The sequence below is a fragment of the Brunnivagina elsteri CCALA 953 genome (assembly GCF_002289455.1).
Lineage (GTDB): Bacteria > Cyanobacteriota > Cyanobacteriia > Cyanobacteriales > Nostocaceae > Brunnivagina > Brunnivagina elsteri.
Window position 1 is genome coordinate 1 of sequence record NZ_NTFS01000035.1, and the last position, 22,169, is coordinate 22,169.

Here is a 22,169-nt window from a genome sequence, read left to right on the forward strand (position 1 = left end):
AATATCTTCAATCTGTGATTTATGTAATTTTCGGGAATAGTTAGATTGAGATTGTCTTTATAGATTCACTCATGGCACTTATTAGCAAATTTTAAAAAATAATTAATAAATTAATTACGGAAACAATAATGTAAGTCAGTAAAAAATATAACTGCTATTTTCGACATTATGGGAAAATTGGGGTACTTACAAAAGTGTATGTATGGAGACAAGAAAAAATACTGAATATTTTTCTAGTACCCTGATTCCTTATCATTCATTTCTGGGTAATATTACTTAAGTGTTCTCTAAAGTAAAGGCATTCAGCGAAATAACTAGTGAGTCTCTTTTTGAAAGTTTTGGGCTATTTTAAAAGTTTCAAAAGCTTTTATACTCGAAGTTCTCAACTATTCAATGTAGTTCGAGTCAAATTGTTATAGCATACATGTTTGTTAGTAATTTTGTAATGAGAATTGCTACAAGTTAGTGTAAGGCTATATAGATTCGATAATGCAAAGTCATCTTCCTAAGGAGAGATTGCAAGTCAAATAAAGCAAACACTATGATAAGCCCTTGCATGGTTAACAAGAGTTCAGTTAATAGTATCTTGACAATTTTTTTAAGGAAACAAAATCATGAGAAGTCCTAATTTAAAACCTGATAGCAATTTTGCAAACAGAGTGCTTGCCTTTGTGGTTATATCATCGACCATCGGTCTGATTGGGTTCGCATGGATCGATGAAAGTACACGTCCGAGTTTTCTGGAAGTTGCAAAGATGGCTATAGCTGCTTATCTAGGATATTGGCTTGGAAAATAAGCACCCTTGAATTTTTACAAGGATGCTTAATCTAGTTTTGATTTCAATTTTACAGCCCTTACCTGTTGCAATCAGGTAAGGACTTCTTTTATTAATTTAACATGATTACTAGTTATAATGATGCTTTCTCGTAGCAGATTAAGCGTCTAATATATTTTTTAAATAATGGCAATTCCGATAATGCTTCCCTGGCTTGCTGTGCCATTTTCACGGGTTTGGGGTGAACCATCGTTAGTAAAATGCGGTAGTGATCGCTACGCCCAAGTAATAAAGAAGAGTAATATTGGGCGATTGCACCCTTCGTCTTTTCCCCCAGAACTACCCAGGCAAGTACAACCCACTGCTATCAAGCTTGTTTGGCGTATAAACACATCAATTCGTATGGCTAATCAACCAGATTTGATATAATTTATTCACCATAAATATCTTTTAATACAGCCTCTAGCCCCGCATTTAAATCTTGGAGTGCTGCATCTATACTTTCATAACTTTCTTTCCCTTCCCAAAGCGTTCCACCACAATCAAGTGCGCGGATAAAAGAATTGAGAGGACTATCTTCGTGACAGCCAATTTCAATCAAACCTTCATGCTCATCTACCCAACGAGCAATATTTGGATAAGTTTTCTCAAATGAAACTTTCATGTTTTTTACCTTCACACCAAATCTGCCAAAATATCAGTCATTGCTTTCTGCAACTTCTGTCGATTATCATCATATTTCATCACTGTATCAGGTTTAGCATGACGGCTAAACCTCTGCGTTGCCCGATAATTCCCATTATTTTTATCCAACACAGTCGTAATCGAACTATGTCTAATCCTGTGCGGTGACATTTGTTTAGTAATCCCCACTTCCTTACACAATCCCGACACCAAACGCCGAATCGCTTCCCCACTCAAACGTTTACCATTGCCGTTGTATGCGATCGCAATAAACAAAGCCTGCCTAGTTTTACCCGACCTTTTACTAGCTATCAACCAGTCAGCGATCGCTTCCACAGTCTTCCGGCTCAAATCCACCACAGTTTTTTGCGTCCCCTTCCCCTTACCTAAAATTGATAGGGTACTTGCTTGAGCATTAAAATCCCCCACATTCAGGTTACAGACTTCACTCCGTCGCAGCGCATTGTCCCACAGCAGCCGCAGTATGGCATAATCCCGTTTCCCCTTGAGTGTTTCTCGATTCACCAACCCCAGAACTTTAGTAAAATCTGCGGGTGTAATTCCCGTGGTATCCCTATATGATTCCACCTTCTCACCCTTGATATCTTCCAAAGTATAGTTACATACCCCCAACTTTCGCCCCATTGCCGTGAGGGATTTAATCGCACTCAACCGTCGATTTACCGTTGCTTCTGCCAGTTTCTTCTTATTTACCAAATGAGCTTTGTACTTTAACACCACCGCGACGGCATGACGTTGTTCTAAGTGCAAAAACTCTAACACCAAATCCTGAGTAGGCATCTTACCTGATATAAACAAAAAAAAGTCCTTTAAATCCTTCTCATAAGCCCTTTTAGTATTAGGCGATCGCGTATCAGCCAGAAGTTGTTCAATAACATCGGGGTCGCCATCGATACAAAAATCATCGCCAATGCTGAGGGTATAGGCATTTTCGAGAACTGTGACACTCTGAATGTACTGGTCAGACATAGTAGTAATTAATAGTTTGATAATATAGGTTTCCGCACTATTCTATTTACCCACACAACGAGAGCTGATAAATCACAATTGAGTGTAAGTTATTTCACTGGATGATATTTCCCATCTTTTTCGCGATACCGCCACTTGCGCTTAATCGGATCGCGATCGCAACACCAACTTTCAAACTGCTCTTGGCTCAAGGTTGCCCGTTGTTCTTGCACTGTGGGTACGTTGGTTCCAAGCCGCATTGCAAAAGCTTCTTCATCGAGTGCTTCGATTTGGGGTGGTGGTGCATGGTAATTTGGGGCATAACTCGAACGACTCCGGGATTTTGATGCGTTAATACTATTTTGTATCTGCATCAATGCCCCTTCAAACCTCGCAAGTTTATTTGTTAAAGCTTCAAGTTTAGATTCAACGCTCGTTAATCTAGTTTCTTGTTGGGGATTTGTATTACCGTGGCTAGTGCTATTTTGATTGATACTTTCTTTGAAGTGGAAAAACTCTTCTTCGAGTTGGTATAGACGAATCTCTACACTGTTTTCTACACCAGGAACATCGCCTAAAACGTGGTGTAAGCCTTGGATAACTAAATCCGTGGCGGTAGTTTCTAGTTCGACTGCTTTGGCTCTAAGTGCATCTGCTAAGGGTTTGGGGAGTTTGAAGTTGATAGATTCCCGCTCGACTTTTGCCATGTCTACACCCACGTATATACCTTCGTGTAGAATATCGTGCTTGGTGGGAAGTAGTGGTGCGATTGCAGTAAAAATTTATGTGAGCAAAAAATAATCCGTATTTAATGGTGTGGATACTAGTATTAATTCCGTAGAAATTGAAAGGGGCGATCGCTACTAGACATCTTCATTCTTTGGTAAGTGAAAAAATTGCAATTTAAGAACCAGAATTAACAACTTTAACTTTAACGGGTACGGGTAACGCCCCACCGCGCAACTGTACACTCAGGTCGTTGGCATCAGTCGCATTAAATCGTCCTGTAATAACTGCCGTACCACCAGTAATACCAGTGGTAGCATACTGAGCCGCGACAATAGGAGAGCTAATTAGTTCATTGTCAAGGAAAATACCAATCGCACGACCAGTACCCGCAGTTTCTTTTGTAAGTGCAGTAAACAAATCGCCACCCTGTTGGTTAAAGCGAATGGCAATTTCCCAACCGTTCCCTTGTGTGGGTTCACCATAAGCATCTTTGAGGTATCGACCAGTCAGTGGCGGGTTGGTACTTTCAAATAATTGGGCGATCGCTTTGCTGTTGTTTTGTAGCGCTTTTTGGTTTTTAGCAATTGCGGCTGCGTCTTTACTTGTTTGCGCTTCTTGCAGTTTAACTTTCAATTCGTTGCGCGATGCCTGCAAAGTAAATAGTTGAGTATTATCGTTTAGTTTTTGTTTTTTAAACTCTAATTGTGCGGTAGAACCTAATACCCTTATCGCTTGTGTTGGGTCTTTAATTCCTGGCAATTGGACTAAAATCTGGTTTTTTGCCTTAGTTTTTTGGACAACTGCCTCCGAAATGCCAAGACCTTTGATTCGACCTTCAACAACTCGAATTACAGCATCTAGTTCGCGCTCGTTGATTTTTGGAACTGACGGGGTTTCTTGTAGCTCAACAATTAATTGTGAACCCCCTTTCAAGTCTTGTCCCCGTAATGAACTCAAACAACTAGTTAGTGTTAACGATACTATTGTTATCGAGACCAAGGTAAGCGATCGCAACTTTCTCATACCTATTACCCCTAGAAAATATTATCTACAAGCGAGAAATCAGTTTTTCCCGAAATGGAGTAATTTTTATGCGATATCTCTGTGATATTGCTTTGTCAAATCACATAATCCTGTCAAGGATGCTCTTCCTTCAGCTATGCAAGCCAACTTTACAGTACAAAATGCCAAAATGCTAGCATAGACAATGCACCCTTCAATGGGCATTAAGTAATCCACACAAGCGAGGTAATGCTCCTCAATGAGTCTGTGTTATCAGCACAGCGTCTCACTTTAGCGCTTCAGGTGGAAAACAGAAGATGGAGGAATCGAACCACTAGGTGTTACCCTACTCTAGTTTTCAAGACTAGTTGCCCTCCCGTGAGCAGCATCTTCCATTTAGGGGTGTCTGACGGGACTTGAACCCGTTATGACTGGTTCCACAAACCAGTGCCGCGACCACTTTGGCTTCAAACACCGTAGTGGAATCAAGGGGATTTGAACCCCTAACCTTCCGCTTGCAAGGCGGACGCTCTAGCCAGTTGAGCTATGACCCCATATGGCAGGAGTGAAGGGACTTGAACCCCTACAAATCGATTTAGAAGATCGATGCCCATCCATTAGGCGACACTCCCATAAGTTAGTACCCCTGACAGGAATCGAACCTGTAGAAAACCCGTTTTAAGCAGGTCATGTCTACCAATTGCATCACAGGGGCAAGATGGGCTGTGTAGGATTTGAACCTACGCACTTCTGCTTAAGAGGCAGCTGCTCTGCCAACTGAGCTAACAGCCCAAGGTGGGTCGTCAGAGACTCGAGCTCTGATCACTCCGCTTAAAAGGCGGGAACTCTAGCCATTGAGCTAACGACCCATACAGTACCCTTGGTGGGATTTGAACCCACTTTTAGCTGGTTTCTAAGACCAGCACGTTTGCCAGTTTCGTCACAAGGGCAAATGGTCGGGATGGTAGGATTTGAACCTACGACTCCAGAGTCCCAAACTCTGGCTTCTGACCACTGAATTACATCCCGATAATTGGTACTCCTGACGGGAGTCGAACCCGTACACAGACTGTTTTTGAGACAGCCGCCTCTTCCAGTTGGGCTACAGGAGCATAATTTAGCTGCCTCGTCAGGACTTGAACCTGAAATACCTCTTTCAAAGAGAGGTGTGTTGCCAATTACACTACAAGGCAATGAATAACTGCCCCAGTAGGACTTGAACCTACAACCTCGCGGTTAACAGCCGCTCGCTCTGCCAGTTGAGCTATGGGGCAATACAAATTTCCCAATAGGGAATGGGAATAACAGGAATTGAACCTGTGTCTTCAGGGCTTCAACCTGACGCTAAAACCAACTCAGCTACATTCCCAAATGCGGAGGCTAAGAGAATTGAACTCTTGACGGGTGTTAACCGCAGGCGTTTTCAAGACGCTTTCCTCGTCCATGCCGGACAACCTCCATGAATGGTGAGAACGGAGGGACTTGAACCTTCATCATCAGGGTCGAAACCTGGTATGTTCTCCGTTACACCACGTTCTCAGGCGGAGAAGGAGGGAGTCGAACCCACAGTGGACTTACACCCACGACTGTGAGTGCAAACAGTTTGCCCTGCCAATGGCGACCTCTCCATAATGGGTCGAGTAGGAGTTGAACCTACAATGCGAACGCGGCTGTTTTACAGACAGTTACCCACGCCAATAGGTGAGCCGACCCATGTTAGCAGTGCCGACGGGAATTGAACCCGCAAACATCGACTTGAAAGATCGACGGCTTTACCAATTTGCCTACAGCACCACAGACGGGGATGACGGGAATCGAACCCGCGACTTCATGTTCGACAGACAGGCACTCTAAACCAACTGAGCTACATCCCCAAATATGGCAATTCAATTTTCATGGTTCTGATGTGTTTGCTCTATGCCTTTTGCAGAGGCTGTAGTGCTTCACTACATTTATACTACACAATGTATTACAAGGTGTCAAGGGCGTACTACAAGTTTTTTTAAAAGAAGTGAGAGGGCTGTATTGTGTAATCGTCGTATTGCCCTTTCTGACAGGGTTTTAGGGGAGTCAATTACTCAGTTTCAAGGCGTTGTGCGCTCCAAAACTGTTCTGCAAATGCCACTGCTGGGTGAATTGGAGCTTTAAGCTTAGTTTTCAGTACCATTCCTGTTTCATGCAATAAGCGATCGCTCTTGGTTGAGTTACATCGTTCACATGCTGCAACAACGTTGTCCCAGGTATGCTGTCCACCCTTAGAGCGAGGAATTACATGGTCGAGCGTTAGATGCTTGGTGCTGCCGCAGTATTGACAGGTGTGGTTGTCTCGCTTTAAAACTTCACGACGATTTACAGGAGGGACTTTCCAATGCCGTTCAGGATTGCCAACAGTCAAGCGGATATGTTCGCTTACTTGTAGTACAACATTGGGAGAACGAACTTCCCAAAGCTTTGTAGTACCAAAATTCAACGATTCTGCCTGACCTGCTACTAACAATACGATTGCTCGTTTGATGTTGATGCGTGCTAATGGTAAGTAGTTTTTCGAGAACACTACAACTGATTTTTGTAATATGTGTGGTTGCTGAAAAGGTGGTTGAGCTTCCATAAATTAATTCATTCCTAAAAAAATAACCCCCGCCTCTGGTCATCAGGTGCGGGGGTCAGGTAATTGATACTTTTTGACCTATATCGGTGCTATAAAACATTTGCACCTCCCGCTTTGGATAATTTGATCTAGATTCAAACATTCGGAATTCGCTCCAAAAATGCCAACACTTGCAGATTTATCACCGAGATACATTCCCTCAAACGCAAATAGCGCAGCTGCATCTATCCCACCCTGGCTGGGTCGGCAATGCACCGCGTTACTAATGGTTGAGGAAAATCTACTGCTCATTGAAGGTTTGTAGTATTTGTAATTAAGACTTCTTTCAATAATACATTTGTAGTATAGATTTGTCTAGTGCATAGTTCGTTGGGCTTTCCTGCAAAACTGTTTCTTTTTGTTGATTGTGCGTTAGCGAAGCTTACCGAAGGTATCGCTGAAGAGAAAAATTAACTCTTCACCGTCTCTCTTTAAAGGCGATCGCCTTGCTAGATAGCAAATACAAGCGCATACTATCCTCTATCACTTGCGCTGTACGTTCATAATGAGGAAAATCCGATTTTTCGGTCGCACAAAGTTTTTAGCTGCTGCGATCGCTCTGTTTATATTGCTAGGATGTTCGTCCAAACAGCCACCAACATTAACTCAACCACTAACAACGCAACAGCCATCGTTATTGGCACTCAGCCTAAAAGCTCAACCTGTAACCAGTATTCATCTGCTTCTAGGAAATCCCAGTAATGCCACAGAAAATGTTGCTAATGCAGACAATTACTTGATGATAAAACCCCAGTATGCGTTGTCTTACAACAACTCTAAAGGTATTCCTAATTGGGTAAGCTGGCAGTTGAATCAATCGTGGTTAGGAAGTGTAGACCGCCAAAACAACTTTCGCCCTGATGCTACATTGCCTGTGGGTTTTATACGCATCACACCCACCTTATATACTGGTTCTGGGTACGATAAAGGTCACGTTGCACCTTCGGCAGACCGTACTACGTCAGTGGAGGATAATAGTTCAACTTTCCTAATGACCAATATGATGCCGCAAACGCCCGATAACAACCGCAGAACATGGGAAGGTTTGGAACAGTATTCTAGGGAGCTTGTTACCAAAGAAGGTAAAGAAATTTATATTATTGCTGGGGGAATTGGGAGCCAAAAGCAGCCATTGAAAGGTAAAGTGACAATTCCCGTTTCAACTTGGAAAGTAGTTGTAGTCATGGATAAAGCTGGTGCAGATGTAAGTAGTGTCACTGAGAATACTCGCATTATTGCTGTGAACATTCCTAATGAGCAGGGAATTAGCCCCGATTGGCGAACCTATCAAGTAAGCGTAAATGAGCTAGAAAAACTTACAGGTTATGATTTTCTATCAAATATTGACCCCACAATTCAAAAAGTAATTGAGTCTAAAGTCAACTAAAGTAGGACTAAGTTTCTACAATTTTAGTTGAAAGCCCAGCCAAATCACCTGTTGGAGTTTCACCAATTATATAAACATCAATTTCAATTTTGCCTAAGCGATACACAGTTGAATTAGCTAAATTCAATTTAATAGTCTGCACCAGAGCTTTAAATTTGGCTACCATACCTTTTTCTTCGTCACCATGCCAATCTTCCTCAGTTGTTGCCACACTGAAAAAATTATCTACTGTAACGGTTTCAATTGGCGTATCAGAAGAATGACTTGTTTTTTGAATAACTTCTTCATGGGTTAAAAGTGCGGCACCTTCCCACAAAAAAAACTCAAATGGGTATTCCGATTCGCTCATCCAAATCAAGCCTTCAGATGCAGCTTTTAGCTGGTCAGTAATTTCTTTGTTAGTCATTTGGTCAGTGGAGTGCGATCGCCTACGACGGAGTATAGCCCATTGCTTGCGCTGAAGCATCGCTCATACCGAATCATCCATCCACCCACAGTTTGCACAGTCCCAATGCACCCTTGATGTGTAGTCCCTATCAAACGAAGCACCACACCGGGGGCACTTACCCGTATACATGGGATGCCAGGATGCGGGGTCAACGTGGATAATTTCAATCCCATTCATCAGTAGATGGTTACTATCTAACACCAGTTCATTATGGACATAGCTTGCACCAACAGGTTGCCATAGCTCCTCTTCTTCTGGCACTGCATCTGGGTCAAAGGCGAAGTGGGGGCAAGATTCACCCTCTGGACCATCTGGCATTACAGCACAGAACAAATATGGATTACCGCAATAAAAGCGACATGTGGGGCATTCTGGCAATTGGCGGACGGCACGAGGTTTAATCATGGTAGAGATTTGGGGATACCTACCACAATCATACTCGCTAGGATAAATGTACTAACTATTAAAATAGTTGCAAAAATCTGACGTTCGACCGCGATCGCAATCGGGAATTTTCTGCCATAGTACAATTGCACTCAAGTTAAGTATTCAATCGAAGCTGATGCAATTAGTAAGCGATCGCAGCGACAATAATAGTTTCTTAATCCCTCACCTCAAATTGATACACCCGCATCGATGGATGTTCGTTCATCATTCGCCAATAATAGCCATCGCGTGGTGTTTGCACTCTGCCACCAATACGGTACAAAAATACTGGTTCTTCCCGATGCATAACTTTCTTAACTACCTGCTCCAAACTGGGGTCGGGATTGTCGCTGTCGTACCAAATAATATGCGATCGCCCAAAATAACCAGCACTCATCAAACTGGCAAATAGCCATTCCATGATTGATTGAATTTCTTGTGGCTCAATGCTGTTGGGTTGACCGTAACTATCAATGGTTGGTGCTTTTGGTTTGGGTTTAAATAGGTTCAGTAAGTTCATAGCATGGTAAACGCGACTGTATTAGTGTTCCCAAACAGGGATGGATTGTGTGCGATCGCAAAGGGAATCAAAAAAAGCGCTGCTAACTCCACAACCTTCCTTCTGTTATCATATTTATGTAAACCACTTTTAAGTAAATATGGTTAACGTATATGGCAGGTAGGAAGAAATTAGACCGGACTAATTTACATGCTAGGGTTGCACCAGGGACGGGTGACAAGCTCAAAGGAATCGCCCAATTACTTGGATATATCCACGCTAGTGAAGGGTCAACGGGGCAATTGTTGGATGCGATCGCAGACGGTGAATTAATATTAATTGCCACAAAAAATAGAAGTAATGTTAATAATAATGGTTAAATTAATTTAGTAAAAATGGTAAAATAAATGTGGGGACTGAATAAGTCCCCAGTTATCTAAATATAAGGAGGTGATTGATTGAGCAAAAATGGTAACGGGCATCGAGGATTTTGGAATCCAGTAAAAATCTTTATCCGCACTCTTTCTCAGTTTTGGGAAAAGCGGGATGAGGTTTCTGGGGAAATTTACCTCGTTGACTCGGAAGTTGTCAAAGACGATTTGGAAGATGTGGCTTTGGAACCGCAAGACAAATCTCAAAATAATGACAACTAATTAAACCGATAGTCCCTAGTTAGCAGCTAGGGGCTATCTTTCTGAATAAAGCTAATATCTTTAATTATCATTATGTCAGATTTACATACTACAATAGCTAGTCCTGTTTACTACAGAATTATTCAACGTCGTGGTAATGGTTGGGGATTTAAGGAAGGCGAACCATTTATAAATTTGTTTAACATGCCTTTGCTTTCTCAAGAAGACTTGTTTGCAGCGTTTGACACTTCGATGAAAAAGGTAGCGATCGCATTATTCCGCATCAATGGTGGTAAGCAGGGATATTACATCGCGGATATCAAAGATAAGAAATATTACTACTGCGGCAGTGAATGGGAAGACGTGAAACTGAAGCTGAGGGAATTGGGTATAAGTAGACCAGACCCAATCGGGAATTAACAAATTTTCTTTCACCAGGTATATTTATCGAGGGTGTGCGTTGTGGGGGTAAAGTATCGGTGGAGCCAAACCAACTAGATTTATTCAATAATCCAGGGGAAACACGCCAACTGGAACTATTCGCATATCCACCACCGCCACCAGCCGACGGTCAACTCGAACTGTTTCCCAGTAAAAAGTTCAAAGGCAAACGTCGTGATGAGTTTGTAATGAGTGCCGAGGAATTGCAGCAGTGGAAAACGCAAATAGTGGAATATCAAATGCGATCGCGCTATTCTCCAGCACCAGCGCAAACAACATTACTGGACTTACCAGCCAATCATTGCGACCCCGAACGTATTGACCCCCTCACGCTACAGTTACAATCAATGGCGTTTTACCGGATGCCTGCGGACTATCCAGGAGAAGCTTGCTTATATTTTGTAGTCGATAGTGCAGCGCAGTTAGTTTTATATGTAGGTGAAACCTGCCGTAGTAACAAGCGCTGGAAGGGAACCCATGACTGTAAAGACTACATCGCTAGCTATCAAGATTTACACTACCGCTACAAGCTAAAAACGGCGGTAAACATTGGCTTTTGGTGGGATACACCCCAGCGTAGGGAAGCACGGCAAGAACTAGAATTGTACTTAATTTTGAAATGGCGAAGTCCTTTCAATAAGGAAAATTGGCATCAGTGGGGGCAACCATTTGGAAAAGGTTGAAAGAAAAAAGAGGAACTGTCCAATAGCTCAACCATCTTAAAATAACTGCGTAATTTTACGGTTGGTTTATGATAACTTATTAATTGCTGTGTTATCTTTTCTGTACGATTAAAGCTTGTAGCAATATACTTGCATAGCAATAAAATCTCATGATAGATAATATAGACAGAATACTTAATTTAAATTATAAAAATCTGTATAAAAGTGCTATTGGAACTACACTCTGCATAGTAGTAGCAGCTTTAACATCACCCGTTCAAGCACTAACTTTAGTTCAAGAGCGGTCGGCGCTATTGGGTAATGACCAACTTGATTGGTCGAGTTTAGGTAAAATATTTGATCCATTTTCTCCTAACCCGTCAGCTTTTTTACCTAGTTCTTTCTCAGCAACATCTAGTCGAGGATTGGGGCTAAACGTAGATATTGCACCTCCAACCGAGGCAGGAATTACTCCACCATTCGTTTTCCAAACTTCTCCGCCACCTACAGGTGTTCCCACAAACTTTGCCAGTGGTGATTTTGCCCTGTTTACAGGATTTAGACCAGGTTCTTTCCCCGCACCTGGAAACCCAGGACCCATAACCATCACCTTTAATAAACCCGTCAAAAGTGCAGGTACTCAGATAAATGTAGATGACACTCCAGAATTTACAGCATTTATCTCCGCTTTTGATAGTGCCAATAACCTACTTGGTACATTTTCCACCCCCGGAACTTCTTCTTTGGCATTAGACAACTCTGCTGTGTTTCTTGGCATGAGCAGCGATACTGCTAATATCTCACGCTTAGTTTTTAGTACTTCAATACCAAACCGGGCTGTTGCAATCAACACTATCAGCATTGCAACTGTTCCCGAACCAGCTTCTACCTTGGGTCTTCTAGTAGTTGGTGTTTGGGGCGCGGGTTTGATGCTTAAAGGAAAATACCAGCAAACAGTATAAAAGTAGAGAGGACAGTACGAAGCACATAAGAAGTTGAAATTGTATCTAATTTTGAAATGGAGAAGCCCGTTTAATAAGGAAAATTGGGAGAGATGGGGGCAGCCATTTGGGAAGGGTTGAGAGTGAATTTTAGATAATATAAAGTAATGGTAGTTAAGCTTGGTAGTCTAAGTTAAATCCTTTTTTTTACCACTTTACCATCGCTAAATTTACGAGTGATTCTAAGACATCAGTAATCGCTTATTGTGGATTCTACAAATGCGACTGCGACTTCTTTATATCTGCTTCACAATTTGATTTTATATTTGCCAATTTAGCAAGTTTAAAGTTATTCTAATTTAAGTATATTGCCAAAAAATACTTTAAAAATTACAGTACAAGCAAAAATAAATTAATATTATTAACTAAAAAATGGATTTATTTAAAGAAACAAGTAAGTTAACTGATACTGCAAAAAATGCTATTCAAGGAACTACTAATTATATTAGTGGTGTTGTGGATGAAGTTAAAACCAATACACAACAAAGTATTGAGGCAATTGACCAGACTATAAACAGTGTCAAAAGCAGCATTTTAGATGTTACTTTTGCAGGCATGACAGTTGCTAATTCCCTCAAGGAACTACCCCAAACAGCGCAAGAATTAGCAGTTCAAATGCCAAAAATTGCTCAACGGCTGAAATATCGGGCAGGGGTTCGGGTTGGTGATGCTCCTCGAAATGATGCCGATATTATGAAGTTATTTAATAAAATTCCTGGCACATCTAAGCTTGGAGGGCAAGAAAAGGCAATTCGAGAATTTCTCAGGGATAAGCACGGCAGTCACATTCACCCACGTTCCCAAGGTGGAGCGAATGCAGCTGACAACATAGTTTGGGAAGTGGGCGCAGACAACATCCGTCGCGGTGCTAAGGTGATGACGGTTGGTGAACAATTTCATATTCGAGTTTACAATGCAATCGATTCGATAATTGTTAATTCGGGTGCGATCGCTCGTCTTGGCATCACTGCAACTGGTACGGCGGTTCTTACCCAAGTTGTGGTAACGGCGATTTCCTACTCTCTTGACCTTTATCGGGGCGATATTACAGTTGACGAGTATAAAGACCTAATTTTTGAAACAGCCAAACAAGCTGGTATTGCGACACCAATTGTTTTTCTAGTTTTGATAGCCGTGTTAGCCCTATTTCCAGAATTCGCAGTTATATTATCAGCACCAGTGGTTGTTGCGGGCTTCAATGCTTTATTTGGTATCAGTATTGCCATGCCAATTATCAGTTCGCTAACCCGTCACCTAGAAGCCGGAGGTTTTGGAGTCGAATTTGCCGATGGTTACAAAAGCCTAACAAGTGAAGCATAAACTATTTGGCATATTTTGGATGAAACTTACTATGCAGGGCATTTGGTGGTAATCCTCCCATCATCAACTTATGCCCGTTCATATAATCGTTTTCAAAAATGCCATATCTTTCACTCTTTTCGCCCATTTTCAGCACGTATTCGCCATCGAACACAACACCAAAATAGGTTGCTCCAGTGCTGTCATCCCTCCAAGTTGGATCGACAACTTCACCCGCATCATCAATGAGCCATGCATGAGCGATCGCAAGGTTTAAATCATCATCGATAGCATACCCTTCACAATAGTGATAATCACCATGCAGCAACAATCTTTCAAAGCAATTTTGGTAACATAGTCCTGCTTCAGAGCGAAATGGCGAGGGTATAATACGGTTGATAAATGGTTTGCCGTAGTCGAGAACTAATGCCTGAATACTTCTATAGCGCAAATCATCTCGTCGTGCGTAGATTTTATCCATTGCATCTGCTTCATGTTTAATTTTGGAAAGCAGTTTATCGAGGTTATTATTCACGTGATTGTGATTAAATTCCTCCTAGATTATACCATCTATACTTATGCAATCCCCGCATTTTTGATTCTTCATATCCGTGGTCATCTGCAAAAATAAGATATGTTCCATCCCCACACAAAAAGCCATATTCATCCTCATTTTCACACTTAGTTAATTCTAACATTACTTTAATAATCATTCGCTCACTTGCAGATATATCATGATTTTCTAAAAGCAACTCTTTAATTTCTTTAACGGAAACGCCATCAAAAAACTTTGGATTTTCGTTAGTAAGAATATTAACAATTTTAGTTTTTAATTCTTCGGCTTTCATAAAAGTTATTATTCTAATCTTTTCAGCCAACCAACAACATTACAATAATAAAAGTGTTCATATTCCTCATCAGCAATTCTTATATCTTCATAGTTATGGGGATATGGAAAAGAGCTATAATATCCTTCTTTAATTGAGCCGTCTTCTAGTAAAAATAGATAGTTTCCATGATTTTCGGGTAATCCTTCGACAAATTCAAATGTAAAAGTTTTATATGGTAATTTTTTATCTTCTTTAATTTCATTATCTACTATATTATCACCCCATTCTCCTAATATTTTTTGCTTGCGAGAAGTAATAGGTTTTGGTTCATCAAAGGGCATCACTTCAATTTTGAGATAGCCACCATGCGATTGAAACTGCCAGCGAGAATTGTAGTTATTAAAATATTTTTCTGCGGTTTCCTGTTTTTTCCAACGCTTACACCAATCAAAGTTTTTATCAGTCCAGGTAATTTCGGTAGCAGTTGGTGTATATAACCAACCCAAAGGCTTGTCATCTTTGTTGTAACAGCGATATGCATAATACATCATACTTTTATTTTTTTCAGAACTTTGTAGTCAAGTCTAAGTTTTAAATAAATTACCATTTAGCAATGGCTTATCGTGCTTAAACTCATTTCTATTATTGTGTATAAAAACTCTCCCTACTGGATTAATTTTTCCCCTATCTAGCAACCATTCAATTTCATGCTCAACTGCTATTACTTCACCACAATCTATTTCAAGATTCAGACAAAATTCCACATCTGCATCTGGATGACATTGTTGTAAGGCTTCAATAAGTTCTTTAACTTTCATAAAAATACTATTTCAATCACTCAAATATTATAAGATTAATCAACAATATATTATTAAATTTTACTCTCCACCCATTACCAAAATTGGTTCAATCCACACTAATTTTCTTTTTTGTCTGCCTTCTCCATAGGGTTGATTGCGAATAAAACCCCTACGCCAATGGGGGCTTTTAGTACCACCCTGTTTGTTGCCATCACTGCTTACCGTACCCTCACGTTTAAGTCGATATTCTTGACCAATCCATAATGGTTGGTAAAAATCTTGCGCTTGTGCTTTACCAAAACCTTGATTAACTGTTACTTTATCCTGCTTTTCGGCTGCATCGACTAGTTCAGGGCGACATTGCATAATTAAGATTAATCGCAGAAAGATTGATTGCATGTATTCGTTAAACTCGGTAATGGTTTGATTATTCATATCTTTTACATCAACATGTGTATACTTTCCGAGGTTTTTAAAAACTTGAAATCTTCTGCAAAAAACGGCATCGTCGTCGGTTGCAGCCCAGTAAATAAGATCATTATCTGTATCGTAGTGCCAAAAGATTGTATCAACACTGCGATTCTCTGGAGAGATAATTACACCTTTCGGCAACATAAAAAGTCCCGTTTTCATTGCCCACTGCAAATTTTCAATGTCCACATCTAAATTTGATTGCATCAATGCACTGAGCAAATCTGCGCTCACCCAATAAGTAGGACACTTTGATTGTCCCACTTTGAACAAAGTATAAATAGTAATATACGTTGACTCTTTAGGATTACGAAGCATTCCAGTTTTTATCTTTTCTTCATCTCTTGAGAAATAAACATCAGCAACATAACTACAAATCTTTTCATAACTTTCATACCCATCGACATGTACGACGGGGCGCAGCACAATCTCTTTGTACCAACCTTTGGGTTTTTTAGGCATGTTTGATAAACGATCACATAAACTTCAAGTATTTTCCCGTGAATATGCTCCATCTGGTGTTTGTAACCAACCCAGTGATATTGCCTAAGCGTTGGTAGTCGTTGTGGTGGCAGAGCAGCAAGTGAAAAAAAGGTGGCAGATAATAGCGATCGCAGTATTAAGTTACCCAAGCGCTTATTTCCTTTTTTCCTGCCAAATAACTCGCAAACCAGCGATAATGACCATCGTATACAATTAGCCTTTCTTCTTGTACTACGATAATTGGTGGAAATATTACTCCCAGTTCCACAAGTTTCTTAAAATGCATCAACTTGTGAGGTGTACACCACTTAACCGGATTTCCAAAAAAGGGAAATATATCTTGGACATTAAGCATCTTCAATATCCCGTCTTCTGTTTGAGAATCCAAAGTATCTACTTCTACAGCACGCTGAACAAACTTCCGCTCGGTCGAATCGCTTTTGATTTTGTATTCGTCCATAATTCAACTTCAAGCTACATCAAACATATTCTCACGATGCCAAGCTAATGCATCCAGCCTTGGATAATACTGCTGTTGGGCTGGTAGGGTAATGCGATCGCCTATAAATTCGCGCATCGGTTTAGCATTGGGGGAAACTTCGCGGATACGGTCAGAAACGATTATGGTGTAGTCATCTGCGATAGTAAACCAACCCCTATCAAATGCCCAGTGATGGTTTTTACACAGCGATAAGCCGTTATCAATACGGTCGTCGTAGAACTTCGAGAAAGGTTTGATGTGGGAGCCATCGACAATGTTTTTACCATCGGTGTCGAGTATCTGTAACCCGCAGAAAGCACAGGTATAGTTGTAGGTGGAGGTAATGATTTTACGAAATGCACCATCCCTAACGATAACTTTTTGTTCGTCTTTAAGTTCTTCAGGTTGATAGATTTTTCCACCTTGCGATCGCAAGTTCTCTTCTATTTCAGCAAAGGCATTCACTTGTAGCAGTGGTTCGATATCTTGGGTTTTATCTTTAAACCAAGAATCGATTAGTGTGTGAGTTAGGATGGTGCGATCGCTCTCGTTTTGTAGCAGTTGCCATAATTCGGAGTCTAAGTAAACATATTCAACGGTTCCTCTAATTGTGCTGGGGGTTCTAATTCTGACTCTGGCTTGCATTAATCCTTCAAACCCCACCTTCATTTGATAATGCCAGAAGCCATCGCTAGTTAGGTGATAAAAAGGTAGTCCTATATCGGGTTTGCGTACTGGTTCTAGGTGGCTCCAAAGTTTAAGAAATGTAGCAATGAGTTCGGCATTAAAGGGAATTTGGTTTTGGGTAATTTGCCCTGTTGCTATCATTTCAACGATAGATAATAGCAAAATCGGTTTGTTGGGAGCGTCGGGGCTAACGTTTAAACCAATTGGATTGGATACTTTGACTCTGGGGGAAAATTTTTTAACGTAGTAAGCAAGGTTTTTAGTCATCATTAGTGACAAAAGATACAATCTTATCACTTTGACATATTTAAAAGTAATACAACCATTCTTCGGGAACTTCAATTGGTAATACTAAAATATCAATCAGTTCCTTCGGTATAAAAGGCAGTTCAACAATTTCCCCTTCGTATTTCACAGACTCAAAATCCTTGGGATTGAAAATGCCGTGGGGTATTGCAGGCAACTTACCTATCCATTGTTGCAATCGGTAGTCAATGCGTAGTCCACAGGGTAAATCAATCCAGAAATGTTTCGGTGTGGTCATCTGTTCGTAATCATGAGTAGCATGACCCACCCAAACGGTATGCTCGATATGCTTTTCTATCAAAATTGAATGCAACACGCGGGCTAACCCATCACACTCCAAATGCCAGAGATTAACGTAAGGTTCAACAAGCTGCCTAAGTTCGTTAATTTCCCTTTCTAACACGGCAATTAACCCCCGCTATCGACTTGTTTAGAATATCGTGAGTAGGTCAACCCTTTCTCATACACGATGAAAAAAGAATTTCGTTGCACCCGCAACGCCCTATACATGGACGACTGCGCCGGACGCGATGACTTGCGAGAACGGCAGGGGCATTATATTTGGGCAATCAACGAAGAAGCTGCATGGCAAGAGATGGCAAAGCGGTATCCCAAAGAAACCACAGCAGGGTTTACCGTGCATGAGTGGTTTGGTGGTGGCAACACTACGGTAATGGAACTATACGATGGTGGAAAACGTCCTGCTGGATTAATAAAAGCACTCAAGGAAGTACAGGCAACGGGGAAATGTAACATGCTCGATAGCGGTTGTGCGATCGCAATGTTAAACAATCTCGGTTATAAAACTATTGCTGATTGGTTGGGTGAAAATTTAGGTAAATATATTGATATTATTGATGAGCTTTTAAAATAAACCATCAAGATAAATGCAACAACAATTATCACAACGTTCACACCTAATGGAAGCGCTAGATGAAGTCAAAGCAAGCAATCAATGCAATATGTTTGATCGTACTTGCGTTATTCAGGCAATGCAAAATTTGGGTTATATCGAAGAAGCTGATTGGTTAGAGGCAAATAAAGATAATTATCTAGATATTTTAATAGGCGAATATCAGCAGTGGATGCAAGATAACGAACCCGAATCATTAGCCCAACAGTTAGCTAGAGAAACTGGTTTAAAAGTGATTGTGGAGTGAACCAAAATGGAAAACCAAGCGAAAAATATCGCCTTCAAAATATTGAAATATCTCGCGCCATTTGGTGATAAAGCTGGGAGATACATTTATATAGATTCTTGTCGTAATGACTTAATCTATGATGCAGCCCAAAAACTAGAAATCGAAGTTACAGATGATTTGCGATCGCCCCTGTCGGGCATAGTCTATCGCTTGTTGAAATCGAATGAAAAAATGTATGGTAAAATATTATGGAGTTGCAATTAAAGTTGTAGATTATTACACATAAAAATTTGAGTACAAACCATGATATCTAAGTTTAAATCATGATTAATTCCCTACGATTACTCAATTTCAAAGCATTTGAAAATCAATTGATTGAATTTAGAGGATTAACTTTACTTTCTGGTTTCAATAACACTGGTAAATCTTCGATATTACAAGCCTTACTCTTATTACGCCAATCTTACCAACATGGCATGTTGCAAAAGGATAGTTTAGCTCTAAATGGCGATTTAGTGAATATAGGTACAGCTAGTGATGCCTTGTGCGAGAGGGCAAAAGAAGATTATGTAGGGTTTGAAATTTCCACAAACTCAAATGGTAAAGGAATATGGAATTTTAGTTCCGAATCAGCAAATCAAGAAGCAAATGTTATAAATATTACCTCTAAATTAGTTAATGATGATATTTATCAGTCCAGTCTTTTTAATGACTATTTTCACTATTTCTATGGTGAACGTATAGGTGTACTTGAAAAAACAGCATATTTACTTTTTAAGCATGGAAATAAGCCGATTACGATTCCTAAACTTAGCCATTCAAAAGCAAAATCAATCAATTTAATAGACCAAGTGGAAGCATGGATGGGAGAAATAAATCCAGGCATACATATAAAAGTTGATTCAAATCCCGATACAGAATCGTTATCGTTGGAATACTATTACGGCGATAGTAATTCTCCAAAAAGAAGCAGTGTTGGGTTGGGAATTACTTATGCTTTGCCCATTGTCGTTGCGGTACTTGCATCCCAACCAGGCACACTAATTCTAATTGAACATCCAGAAGTATTTCTTCATGCATCATTTCAGGCAAAAATTAGTGGTTTGTTTGCCCTTGCTGCTAACTACGGTGTTCAACTTATAATTGAAACCCATAGCGATCATGTTTTAAATGGAATTCGTGTAGCAGTTCATAGTGGAAAAATTAGCCACGAAGATATTCAATTACTGCACTTCCAGCATAAAAGTAAGCAAAATCAAGATGTCATAGAAGTAGTTTCGCCACGCATTGATAGAAACGGTAGGATTGACCGATGGGATGATGGATTTTTCGACCAGTGGGAAGAAACCTTAATTGTGTTACTAGAACCTGCGAAACCATAATCAATTTACATACAGCAGAATATAGATGTAAGTGTTTTGATACATCACCTACATCAATTAGCAATTGAGAAACTGATAAAAAAGCTGCGAGATTAACCCAACTCTCGATACATTTTTGATTGTTTTATATTAACATTTAACAGTAGTAAAAATATACTATTAAATATAATAAATGTGAACGAAGTCAGAAAAATTATCCATATCGACATGGATGCCTTCTACGCATCGGTAGAGCAAAGGGACAATCCAGAATATCGAGGTAAACCGTTGGCAGTTGGTAGTTCACCAAGTCAACGCGGGGTGGTAGCTGCTGCAAGTTATGAGGCGAGAAAGTTTGGTATTCATTCGGCGATCGCATCAAGTATGGCAGTTGCAAAATGTCCACATCTCATCATCGTCCGTCCTAGATTTGAAGTATACCGCTCCATATCGGCTCAAATTCACACCATATTTAAACGTTACACCGACATATTTGAACCTGTTGCCCTCGATGAAGCTTACCTTGATGTCAGCGAAAATAAACAAAATATACCTTATGCTTCCACCATAGCTAGGTTAATCAGAGCGGAGATATTTGCCGAAACCAACCTCACCGCATCAGCAGGGATATCCATCAATAAATTCCTAGCAAAAATGGCATCGGGTATAAACAAACCCAATGGCATGAAGGTTATTTTACCTGAAGATGCGATCGCTTTTGTGGAAAGTTTACCCATCGAAAAGTTTCACGGTATCGGTAAAGTTACAGCCGCAAAAATGCAATCGTTGGGTATTCGCACCGGGGCTGATTTGAAAGAGCGATCGCTTAATTTTTTGGTGCAGCAGTTTGGTAAATCTGGACAATACTATTACAACATTGCCAGGGCACAAGATGAGCGTATAGTAGAACCTAACCGTATTCGTAAGTCAATTGGTGCAGAAAACTCGTTTGCCCTTGATTTGAGCGATAAAGCAACAATATTGATGGAACTCGAACAAATTGCCGAAACCCTACACGAGCGATTGGAAAAACACCAAACGTCGGGTCGAACGTTGACATTGAAAGTAAAATTTTCAGACTATCAGCAAATTACCCGCTCTCGAACTTTTGGAAGTAGTATCAATAGTTTAGATACTATTATTACTGAAGCGATCGCACTATTGGGAACAATTGAATTGGGCGATCGCAGCATTCGACTGTTGGGGATTTCGCTATCAAATCTCGATAACGTGCAAACTTCGCAGATAATTCAACTACCATTATTCCAACTATAAGCTTACATAAATATTCATTCTTGAAAGATGGGATTATAGCCAACCATATTTAATCTTAAAAACAAATCATATTTAAACTGAGGATTACTTTCCGCCGATACAATATTCACATTTATTTTGGCTTTTTTTACCAACAATCTTTGCTCTGGGGTGAAGCCGATATTTGACCCTTCTGGATGATTTATATCCTTCCATACTTTGCCCTCTAATGTAGGTAAATATTCGGTCTTTTGCAAAGTCAATGGTGGAATTAAACTGCCATCTTCAGCCTTCAATATTCCTACAAATTGGTAAATTGTTGATAATCTTTGCAACCCATCAACAACTTCCCAAACACCGCTATTACCTTGATACACAAAGATATTTGAAATTGGTATACCTAACAAAATCGACTCGATAAATTTGACTTTTTGAGATTCAGACCAACGCAAACCTTTCTGAAATCCTGGGTAAATTTCTAATTCTCCTTGCTCATACAAGCTTATCCATTCACCAATAGACATTGAATAGCTATCCGAGCTAATTTCTTTGCGCTTGCGGTCAATTTCGGATTGGAGTGTGTCTATTTGTTGCTCGATGTTCATGATATCGCTGCCAATGTGTTGCACCCATTTTAGCGTGGTGATGGCAGCGCAGCTTTGCATTGCTCTTATTACGGTAAAAAAAGCATAATCAAACTCAAGCACTTTTTGTTTATCAAACTAGCATTCGAGAAAATTTTAAAACTTTTA

General features: G+C 40.3%; 31 protein-coding genes, 19 tRNA genes and 1 pseudogene. 14 read left to right on the forward strand and 37 right to left on the reverse strand.

All coding sequences use genetic code 11. The features are described 5' to 3' along the window. The first annotated feature begins 614 nt into the window (after positions 1 to 614). The gene (locus CK510_RS32555) at positions 615 to 797 is read left to right on the forward strand and encodes a hypothetical protein (RefSeq protein ID WP_095720675.1); all 183 of its coding nucleotides are present in this window, start codon (positions 615 to 617) and stop codon (positions 795 to 797) included. A gap of 165 nt (positions 798 to 962) precedes the next feature. Then, positions 963 to 1,205 (forward strand): hypothetical protein, encoded by a 243-nt coding sequence (locus tag CK510_RS05130; RefSeq protein ID WP_095720676.1) that lies wholly within the window; start codon positions 963 to 965, stop codon positions 1,203 to 1,205. A gap of 1 nt (position 1,206) precedes the next feature. On the opposite strand, the gene CK510_RS05135 is transcribed toward CK510_RS05130, so the two are convergent. The 24 genes and pseudogenes from CK510_RS05135 to CK510_RS05225 all read right to left on the reverse strand — a co-directional run bounded on the left by CK510_RS05135 (position 1,207) and on the right by CK510_RS05225 (position 6,768). Next, positions 1,207 to 1,440, reverse strand: a complete 234-nt coding sequence (locus tag CK510_RS05135; protein WP_095720677.1) for a hypothetical protein — start codon at positions 1,438 to 1,440, stop codon at positions 1,207 to 1,209. An 11-nt stretch (positions 1,441 to 1,451) separates the two neighbouring features. Further along, the gene (locus tag CK510_RS05140; RefSeq protein ID WP_095720678.1) at positions 1,452 to 2,450 is read right to left on the reverse strand and encodes a tyrosine-type recombinase/integrase; all 999 of its coding nucleotides are present in this window, start codon (positions 2,448 to 2,450) and stop codon (positions 1,452 to 1,454) included. Between the two features lie 89 nt (positions 2,451 to 2,539). Beyond that, complete coding sequence (locus CK510_RS05145; protein WP_095720679.1) at positions 2,540 to 3,136, reverse strand: hypothetical protein; 597 nt, start codon at positions 3,134 to 3,136, stop codon at positions 2,540 to 2,542. Between the two features lie 220 nt (positions 3,137 to 3,356). Next, positions 3,357 to 4,181, reverse strand: a pseudogene (locus CK510_RS05150) (preprotein translocase subunit SecD); the annotation flags it as partial. A 290-nt stretch (positions 4,182 to 4,471) separates the two neighbouring features. Beyond that, a tRNA-Ser gene (locus tag CK510_RS31530) sits at positions 4,472 to 4,554 on the reverse strand. 7 nt (positions 4,555 to 4,561) lie between these two features. Beyond that, positions 4,562 to 4,635 (reverse strand) — tRNA-His (locus CK510_RS31535). 5 nt (positions 4,636 to 4,640) lie between these two features. Continuing rightward, positions 4,641 to 4,714 (reverse strand) — tRNA-Ala (locus tag CK510_RS05155). A gap of 3 nt (positions 4,715 to 4,717) precedes the next feature. After that, a tRNA-Arg gene (locus CK510_RS05160) sits at positions 4,718 to 4,792 on the reverse strand. 9 nt (positions 4,793 to 4,801) lie between these two features. Then, positions 4,802 to 4,875: transfer RNA gene (locus CK510_RS05165), tRNA-Leu, on the reverse strand. A gap of 4 nt (positions 4,876 to 4,879) precedes the next feature. Beyond that, a tRNA-Lys gene (locus tag CK510_RS05170) sits at positions 4,880 to 4,952 on the reverse strand. A gap of 4 nt (positions 4,953 to 4,956) precedes the next feature. After that, a tRNA-Lys gene (locus tag CK510_RS05175) sits at positions 4,957 to 5,029 on the reverse strand. Positions 5,030 to 5,035: 6 nt separating this feature from the next. Next, positions 5,036 to 5,110: transfer RNA gene (locus CK510_RS05180), tRNA-Leu, on the reverse strand. 3 nt (positions 5,111 to 5,113) lie between these two features. Further along, positions 5,114 to 5,189: transfer RNA gene (locus CK510_RS05185), tRNA-Pro, on the reverse strand. Between the two features lie 5 nt (positions 5,190 to 5,194). Next, positions 5,195 to 5,272: transfer RNA gene (locus CK510_RS05190), tRNA-Leu, on the reverse strand. Between the two features lie 9 nt (positions 5,273 to 5,281). Next, a tRNA-Gln gene (locus CK510_RS05195) sits at positions 5,282 to 5,353 on the reverse strand. An 8-nt stretch (positions 5,354 to 5,361) separates the two neighbouring features. Beyond that, positions 5,362 to 5,434 (reverse strand) — tRNA-Asn (locus tag CK510_RS05200). A gap of 22 nt (positions 5,435 to 5,456) precedes the next feature. Beyond that, a tRNA-Phe gene (locus CK510_RS05205) sits at positions 5,457 to 5,529 on the reverse strand. A 5-nt stretch (positions 5,530 to 5,534) separates the two neighbouring features. After that, positions 5,535 to 5,619, reverse strand: a tRNA-Ser gene (locus CK510_RS31540). Positions 5,620 to 5,624: 5 nt separating this feature from the next. After that, positions 5,625 to 5,699, reverse strand: a tRNA-Arg gene (locus CK510_RS05210). Positions 5,700 to 5,702: 3 nt separating this feature from the next. Next, positions 5,703 to 5,788: transfer RNA gene (locus CK510_RS31545), tRNA-OTHER, on the reverse strand. A gap of 4 nt (positions 5,789 to 5,792) precedes the next feature. Beyond that, a tRNA-Tyr gene (locus CK510_RS31550) sits at positions 5,793 to 5,873 on the reverse strand. A 7-nt stretch (positions 5,874 to 5,880) separates the two neighbouring features. Further along, a tRNA-Glu gene (locus CK510_RS05215) sits at positions 5,881 to 5,954 on the reverse strand. A 5-nt stretch (positions 5,955 to 5,959) separates the two neighbouring features. Beyond that, positions 5,960 to 6,034 (reverse strand) — tRNA-Asp (locus tag CK510_RS05220). A gap of 200 nt (positions 6,035 to 6,234) precedes the next feature. Then, positions 6,235 to 6,768 carry an HNH endonuclease gene (locus tag CK510_RS05225; protein WP_095720681.1) on the reverse strand — a complete coding sequence of 178 codons (534 nt, stop codon included), beginning with the start codon at positions 6,766 to 6,768 and terminating at the stop codon, positions 6,235 to 6,237. Between the two features lie 544 nt (positions 6,769 to 7,312). On the opposite strand from CK510_RS05225, the gene CK510_RS05230 reads away from it, so the two are divergent. Next, positions 7,313 to 8,194: a DNA/RNA non-specific endonuclease gene (locus CK510_RS05230; protein WP_095720682.1), complete on the forward strand. Its 882-nt coding sequence runs from the start codon at positions 7,313 to 7,315 to the stop codon at positions 8,192 to 8,194. 7 nt (positions 8,195 to 8,201) lie between these two features. Here the strand turns inward: CK510_RS05230 and CK510_RS05235 are convergent, their stop codons facing one another. The 4 genes from CK510_RS05235 to CK510_RS05245 all read right to left on the reverse strand — a co-directional run bounded on the left by CK510_RS05235 (position 8,202) and on the right by CK510_RS05245 (position 9,588). Continuing rightward, positions 8,202 to 8,600, reverse strand: a complete 399-nt coding sequence (locus tag CK510_RS05235) for a nuclease A inhibitor family protein (protein ID WP_095720683.1) — start codon at positions 8,598 to 8,600, stop codon at positions 8,202 to 8,204. A 63-nt stretch (positions 8,601 to 8,663) separates the two neighbouring features. After that, positions 8,664 to 9,047: a hypothetical protein gene (locus tag CK510_RS05240; RefSeq protein ID WP_095720684.1), complete on the reverse strand. Its 384-nt coding sequence runs from the start codon at positions 9,045 to 9,047 to the stop codon at positions 8,664 to 8,666. After that, positions 9,044 to 9,178 carry a hypothetical protein gene (locus CK510_RS33875; RefSeq protein ID WP_281256983.1) on the reverse strand — a complete coding sequence of 45 codons (135 nt, stop codon included), beginning with the start codon at positions 9,176 to 9,178 and terminating at the stop codon, positions 9,044 to 9,046. Before CK510_RS33875 ends, CK510_RS05240 begins: the two co-directional genes overlap by 4 nt. A gap of 65 nt (positions 9,179 to 9,243) precedes the next feature. Beyond that, entirely contained in the window at positions 9,244 to 9,588 is a 345-nt protein-coding gene (locus CK510_RS05245) for a hypothetical protein (RefSeq protein ID WP_095720685.1), read from the reverse strand. A gap of 152 nt (positions 9,589 to 9,740) precedes the next feature. Here CK510_RS05245 and CK510_RS05250 point away from each other — a divergent pair, with 152 nt between their 5' ends. The 6 genes from CK510_RS05250 to CK510_RS05275 all read left to right on the forward strand — a co-directional run bounded on the left by CK510_RS05250 (position 9,741) and on the right by CK510_RS05275 (position 13,623). After that, positions 9,741 to 9,947, forward strand: coding sequence for a hypothetical protein (locus CK510_RS05250; RefSeq protein ID WP_095720686.1), 207 nt, complete (start codon positions 9,741 to 9,743; stop codon positions 9,945 to 9,947). Between the two features lie 78 nt (positions 9,948 to 10,025). Next, a complete protein-coding gene (locus tag CK510_RS05255; protein ID WP_095720687.1) occupies positions 10,026 to 10,220 on the forward strand; it encodes a hypothetical protein in 195 nt (64 codons plus the stop codon). Between the two features lie 72 nt (positions 10,221 to 10,292). Then, complete coding sequence (locus tag CK510_RS05260) at positions 10,293 to 10,619, forward strand: hypothetical protein (protein WP_095720688.1); 327 nt, start codon at positions 10,293 to 10,295, stop codon at positions 10,617 to 10,619. Positions 10,620 to 10,678: 59 nt separating this feature from the next. After that, on the forward strand, positions 10,679 to 11,323 hold the full coding sequence (locus CK510_RS05265; RefSeq protein ID WP_245911853.1) for a GIY-YIG nuclease family protein: 645 nt from the start codon (positions 10,679 to 10,681) through the stop codon (positions 11,321 to 11,323). Between the two features lie 149 nt (positions 11,324 to 11,472). After that, the gene (locus CK510_RS05270; protein WP_095720689.1) at positions 11,473 to 12,264 is read left to right on the forward strand and encodes a PEP-CTERM sorting domain-containing protein; all 792 of its coding nucleotides are present in this window, start codon (positions 11,473 to 11,475) and stop codon (positions 12,262 to 12,264) included. Between the two features lie 411 nt (positions 12,265 to 12,675). Next, the gene (locus tag CK510_RS05275) at positions 12,676 to 13,623 is read left to right on the forward strand and encodes an HNH endonuclease (protein ID WP_095720690.1); all 948 of its coding nucleotides are present in this window, start codon (positions 12,676 to 12,678) and stop codon (positions 13,621 to 13,623) included. A 1-nt stretch (position 13,624) separates the two neighbouring features. On the opposite strand, the gene CK510_RS05280 is transcribed toward CK510_RS05275, so the two are convergent. The 8 genes from CK510_RS05280 to CK510_RS05315 form a co-directional block, all read right to left on the reverse strand. Further along, positions 13,625 to 14,137, reverse strand: coding sequence for a hypothetical protein (locus CK510_RS05280; protein ID WP_095720691.1), 513 nt, complete (start codon positions 14,135 to 14,137; stop codon positions 13,625 to 13,627). Positions 14,138 to 14,147: 10 nt separating this feature from the next. Next, positions 14,148 to 14,450, reverse strand: coding sequence for a hypothetical protein (locus CK510_RS05285; protein WP_095720692.1), 303 nt, complete (start codon positions 14,448 to 14,450; stop codon positions 14,148 to 14,150). Positions 14,451 to 14,458: 8 nt separating this feature from the next. Beyond that, on the reverse strand, positions 14,459 to 14,983 hold the full coding sequence (locus CK510_RS33260; protein WP_245911854.1) for a hypothetical protein: 525 nt from the start codon (positions 14,981 to 14,983) through the stop codon (positions 14,459 to 14,461). A 33-nt stretch (positions 14,984 to 15,016) separates the two neighbouring features. Continuing rightward, entirely contained in the window at positions 15,017 to 15,250 is a 234-nt protein-coding gene (locus CK510_RS05295) for a hypothetical protein (RefSeq protein ID WP_095720693.1), read from the reverse strand. Between the two features lie 60 nt (positions 15,251 to 15,310). Beyond that, positions 15,311 to 16,165, reverse strand: a complete 855-nt coding sequence (locus tag CK510_RS05300) for an AcrVA2 family anti-CRISPR protein (protein ID WP_095720694.1) — start codon at positions 16,163 to 16,165, stop codon at positions 15,311 to 15,313. Positions 16,166 to 16,322: 157 nt separating this feature from the next. Continuing rightward, positions 16,323 to 16,646, reverse strand: coding sequence for a ParB/RepB/Spo0J family partition protein (locus CK510_RS05305; protein WP_095720695.1), 324 nt, complete (start codon positions 16,644 to 16,646; stop codon positions 16,323 to 16,325). Between the two features lie 9 nt (positions 16,647 to 16,655). Continuing rightward, positions 16,656 to 17,624 (reverse strand): HNH endonuclease, encoded by a 969-nt coding sequence (locus CK510_RS05310; protein WP_211293094.1) that lies wholly within the window; start codon positions 17,622 to 17,624, stop codon positions 16,656 to 16,658. Positions 17,625 to 17,661: 37 nt separating this feature from the next. Continuing rightward, the gene (locus CK510_RS05315; RefSeq protein ID WP_095720697.1) at positions 17,662 to 18,063 is read right to left on the reverse strand and encodes a hypothetical protein; all 402 of its coding nucleotides are present in this window, start codon (positions 18,061 to 18,063) and stop codon (positions 17,662 to 17,664) included. 105 nt (positions 18,064 to 18,168) lie between these two features. Here CK510_RS05315 and CK510_RS32560 point away from each other — a divergent pair, with 105 nt between their 5' ends. The 5 genes from CK510_RS32560 to dinB all read left to right on the forward strand — a co-directional run bounded on the left by CK510_RS32560 (position 18,169) and on the right by dinB (position 21,438). Continuing rightward, complete coding sequence (locus CK510_RS32560) at positions 18,169 to 18,534, forward strand: hypothetical protein (RefSeq protein WP_211293095.1); 366 nt, start codon at positions 18,169 to 18,171, stop codon at positions 18,532 to 18,534. Positions 18,535 to 18,547: 13 nt separating this feature from the next. Further along, positions 18,548 to 18,820, forward strand: coding sequence for a hypothetical protein (locus CK510_RS05325; RefSeq protein ID WP_095720698.1), 273 nt, complete (start codon positions 18,548 to 18,550; stop codon positions 18,818 to 18,820). Positions 18,821 to 18,826: 6 nt separating this feature from the next. Beyond that, positions 18,827 to 19,066: a hypothetical protein gene (locus tag CK510_RS05330; protein ID WP_095720699.1), complete on the forward strand. Its 240-nt coding sequence runs from the start codon at positions 18,827 to 18,829 to the stop codon at positions 19,064 to 19,066. A 59-nt stretch (positions 19,067 to 19,125) separates the two neighbouring features. Further along, entirely contained in the window at positions 19,126 to 20,184 is a 1,059-nt protein-coding gene (locus CK510_RS05335; RefSeq protein ID WP_095720700.1) for an AAA family ATPase, read from the forward strand. Positions 20,185 to 20,358: 174 nt separating this feature from the next. After that, a complete protein-coding gene (gene dinB / locus CK510_RS05340) occupies positions 20,359 to 21,438 on the forward strand; it encodes a DNA polymerase IV (protein WP_095720701.1) in 1,080 nt (359 codons plus the stop codon). A gap of 14 nt (positions 21,439 to 21,452) precedes the next feature. Here dinB and CK510_RS05345 read toward each other — a convergent pair whose 3' ends face one another. Continuing rightward, positions 21,453 to 22,082: a DUF262 domain-containing protein gene (locus CK510_RS05345; RefSeq protein ID WP_245911855.1), complete on the reverse strand. Its 630-nt coding sequence runs from the start codon at positions 22,080 to 22,082 to the stop codon at positions 21,453 to 21,455. Positions 22,083 to 22,169 lie beyond the last annotated feature (87 nt).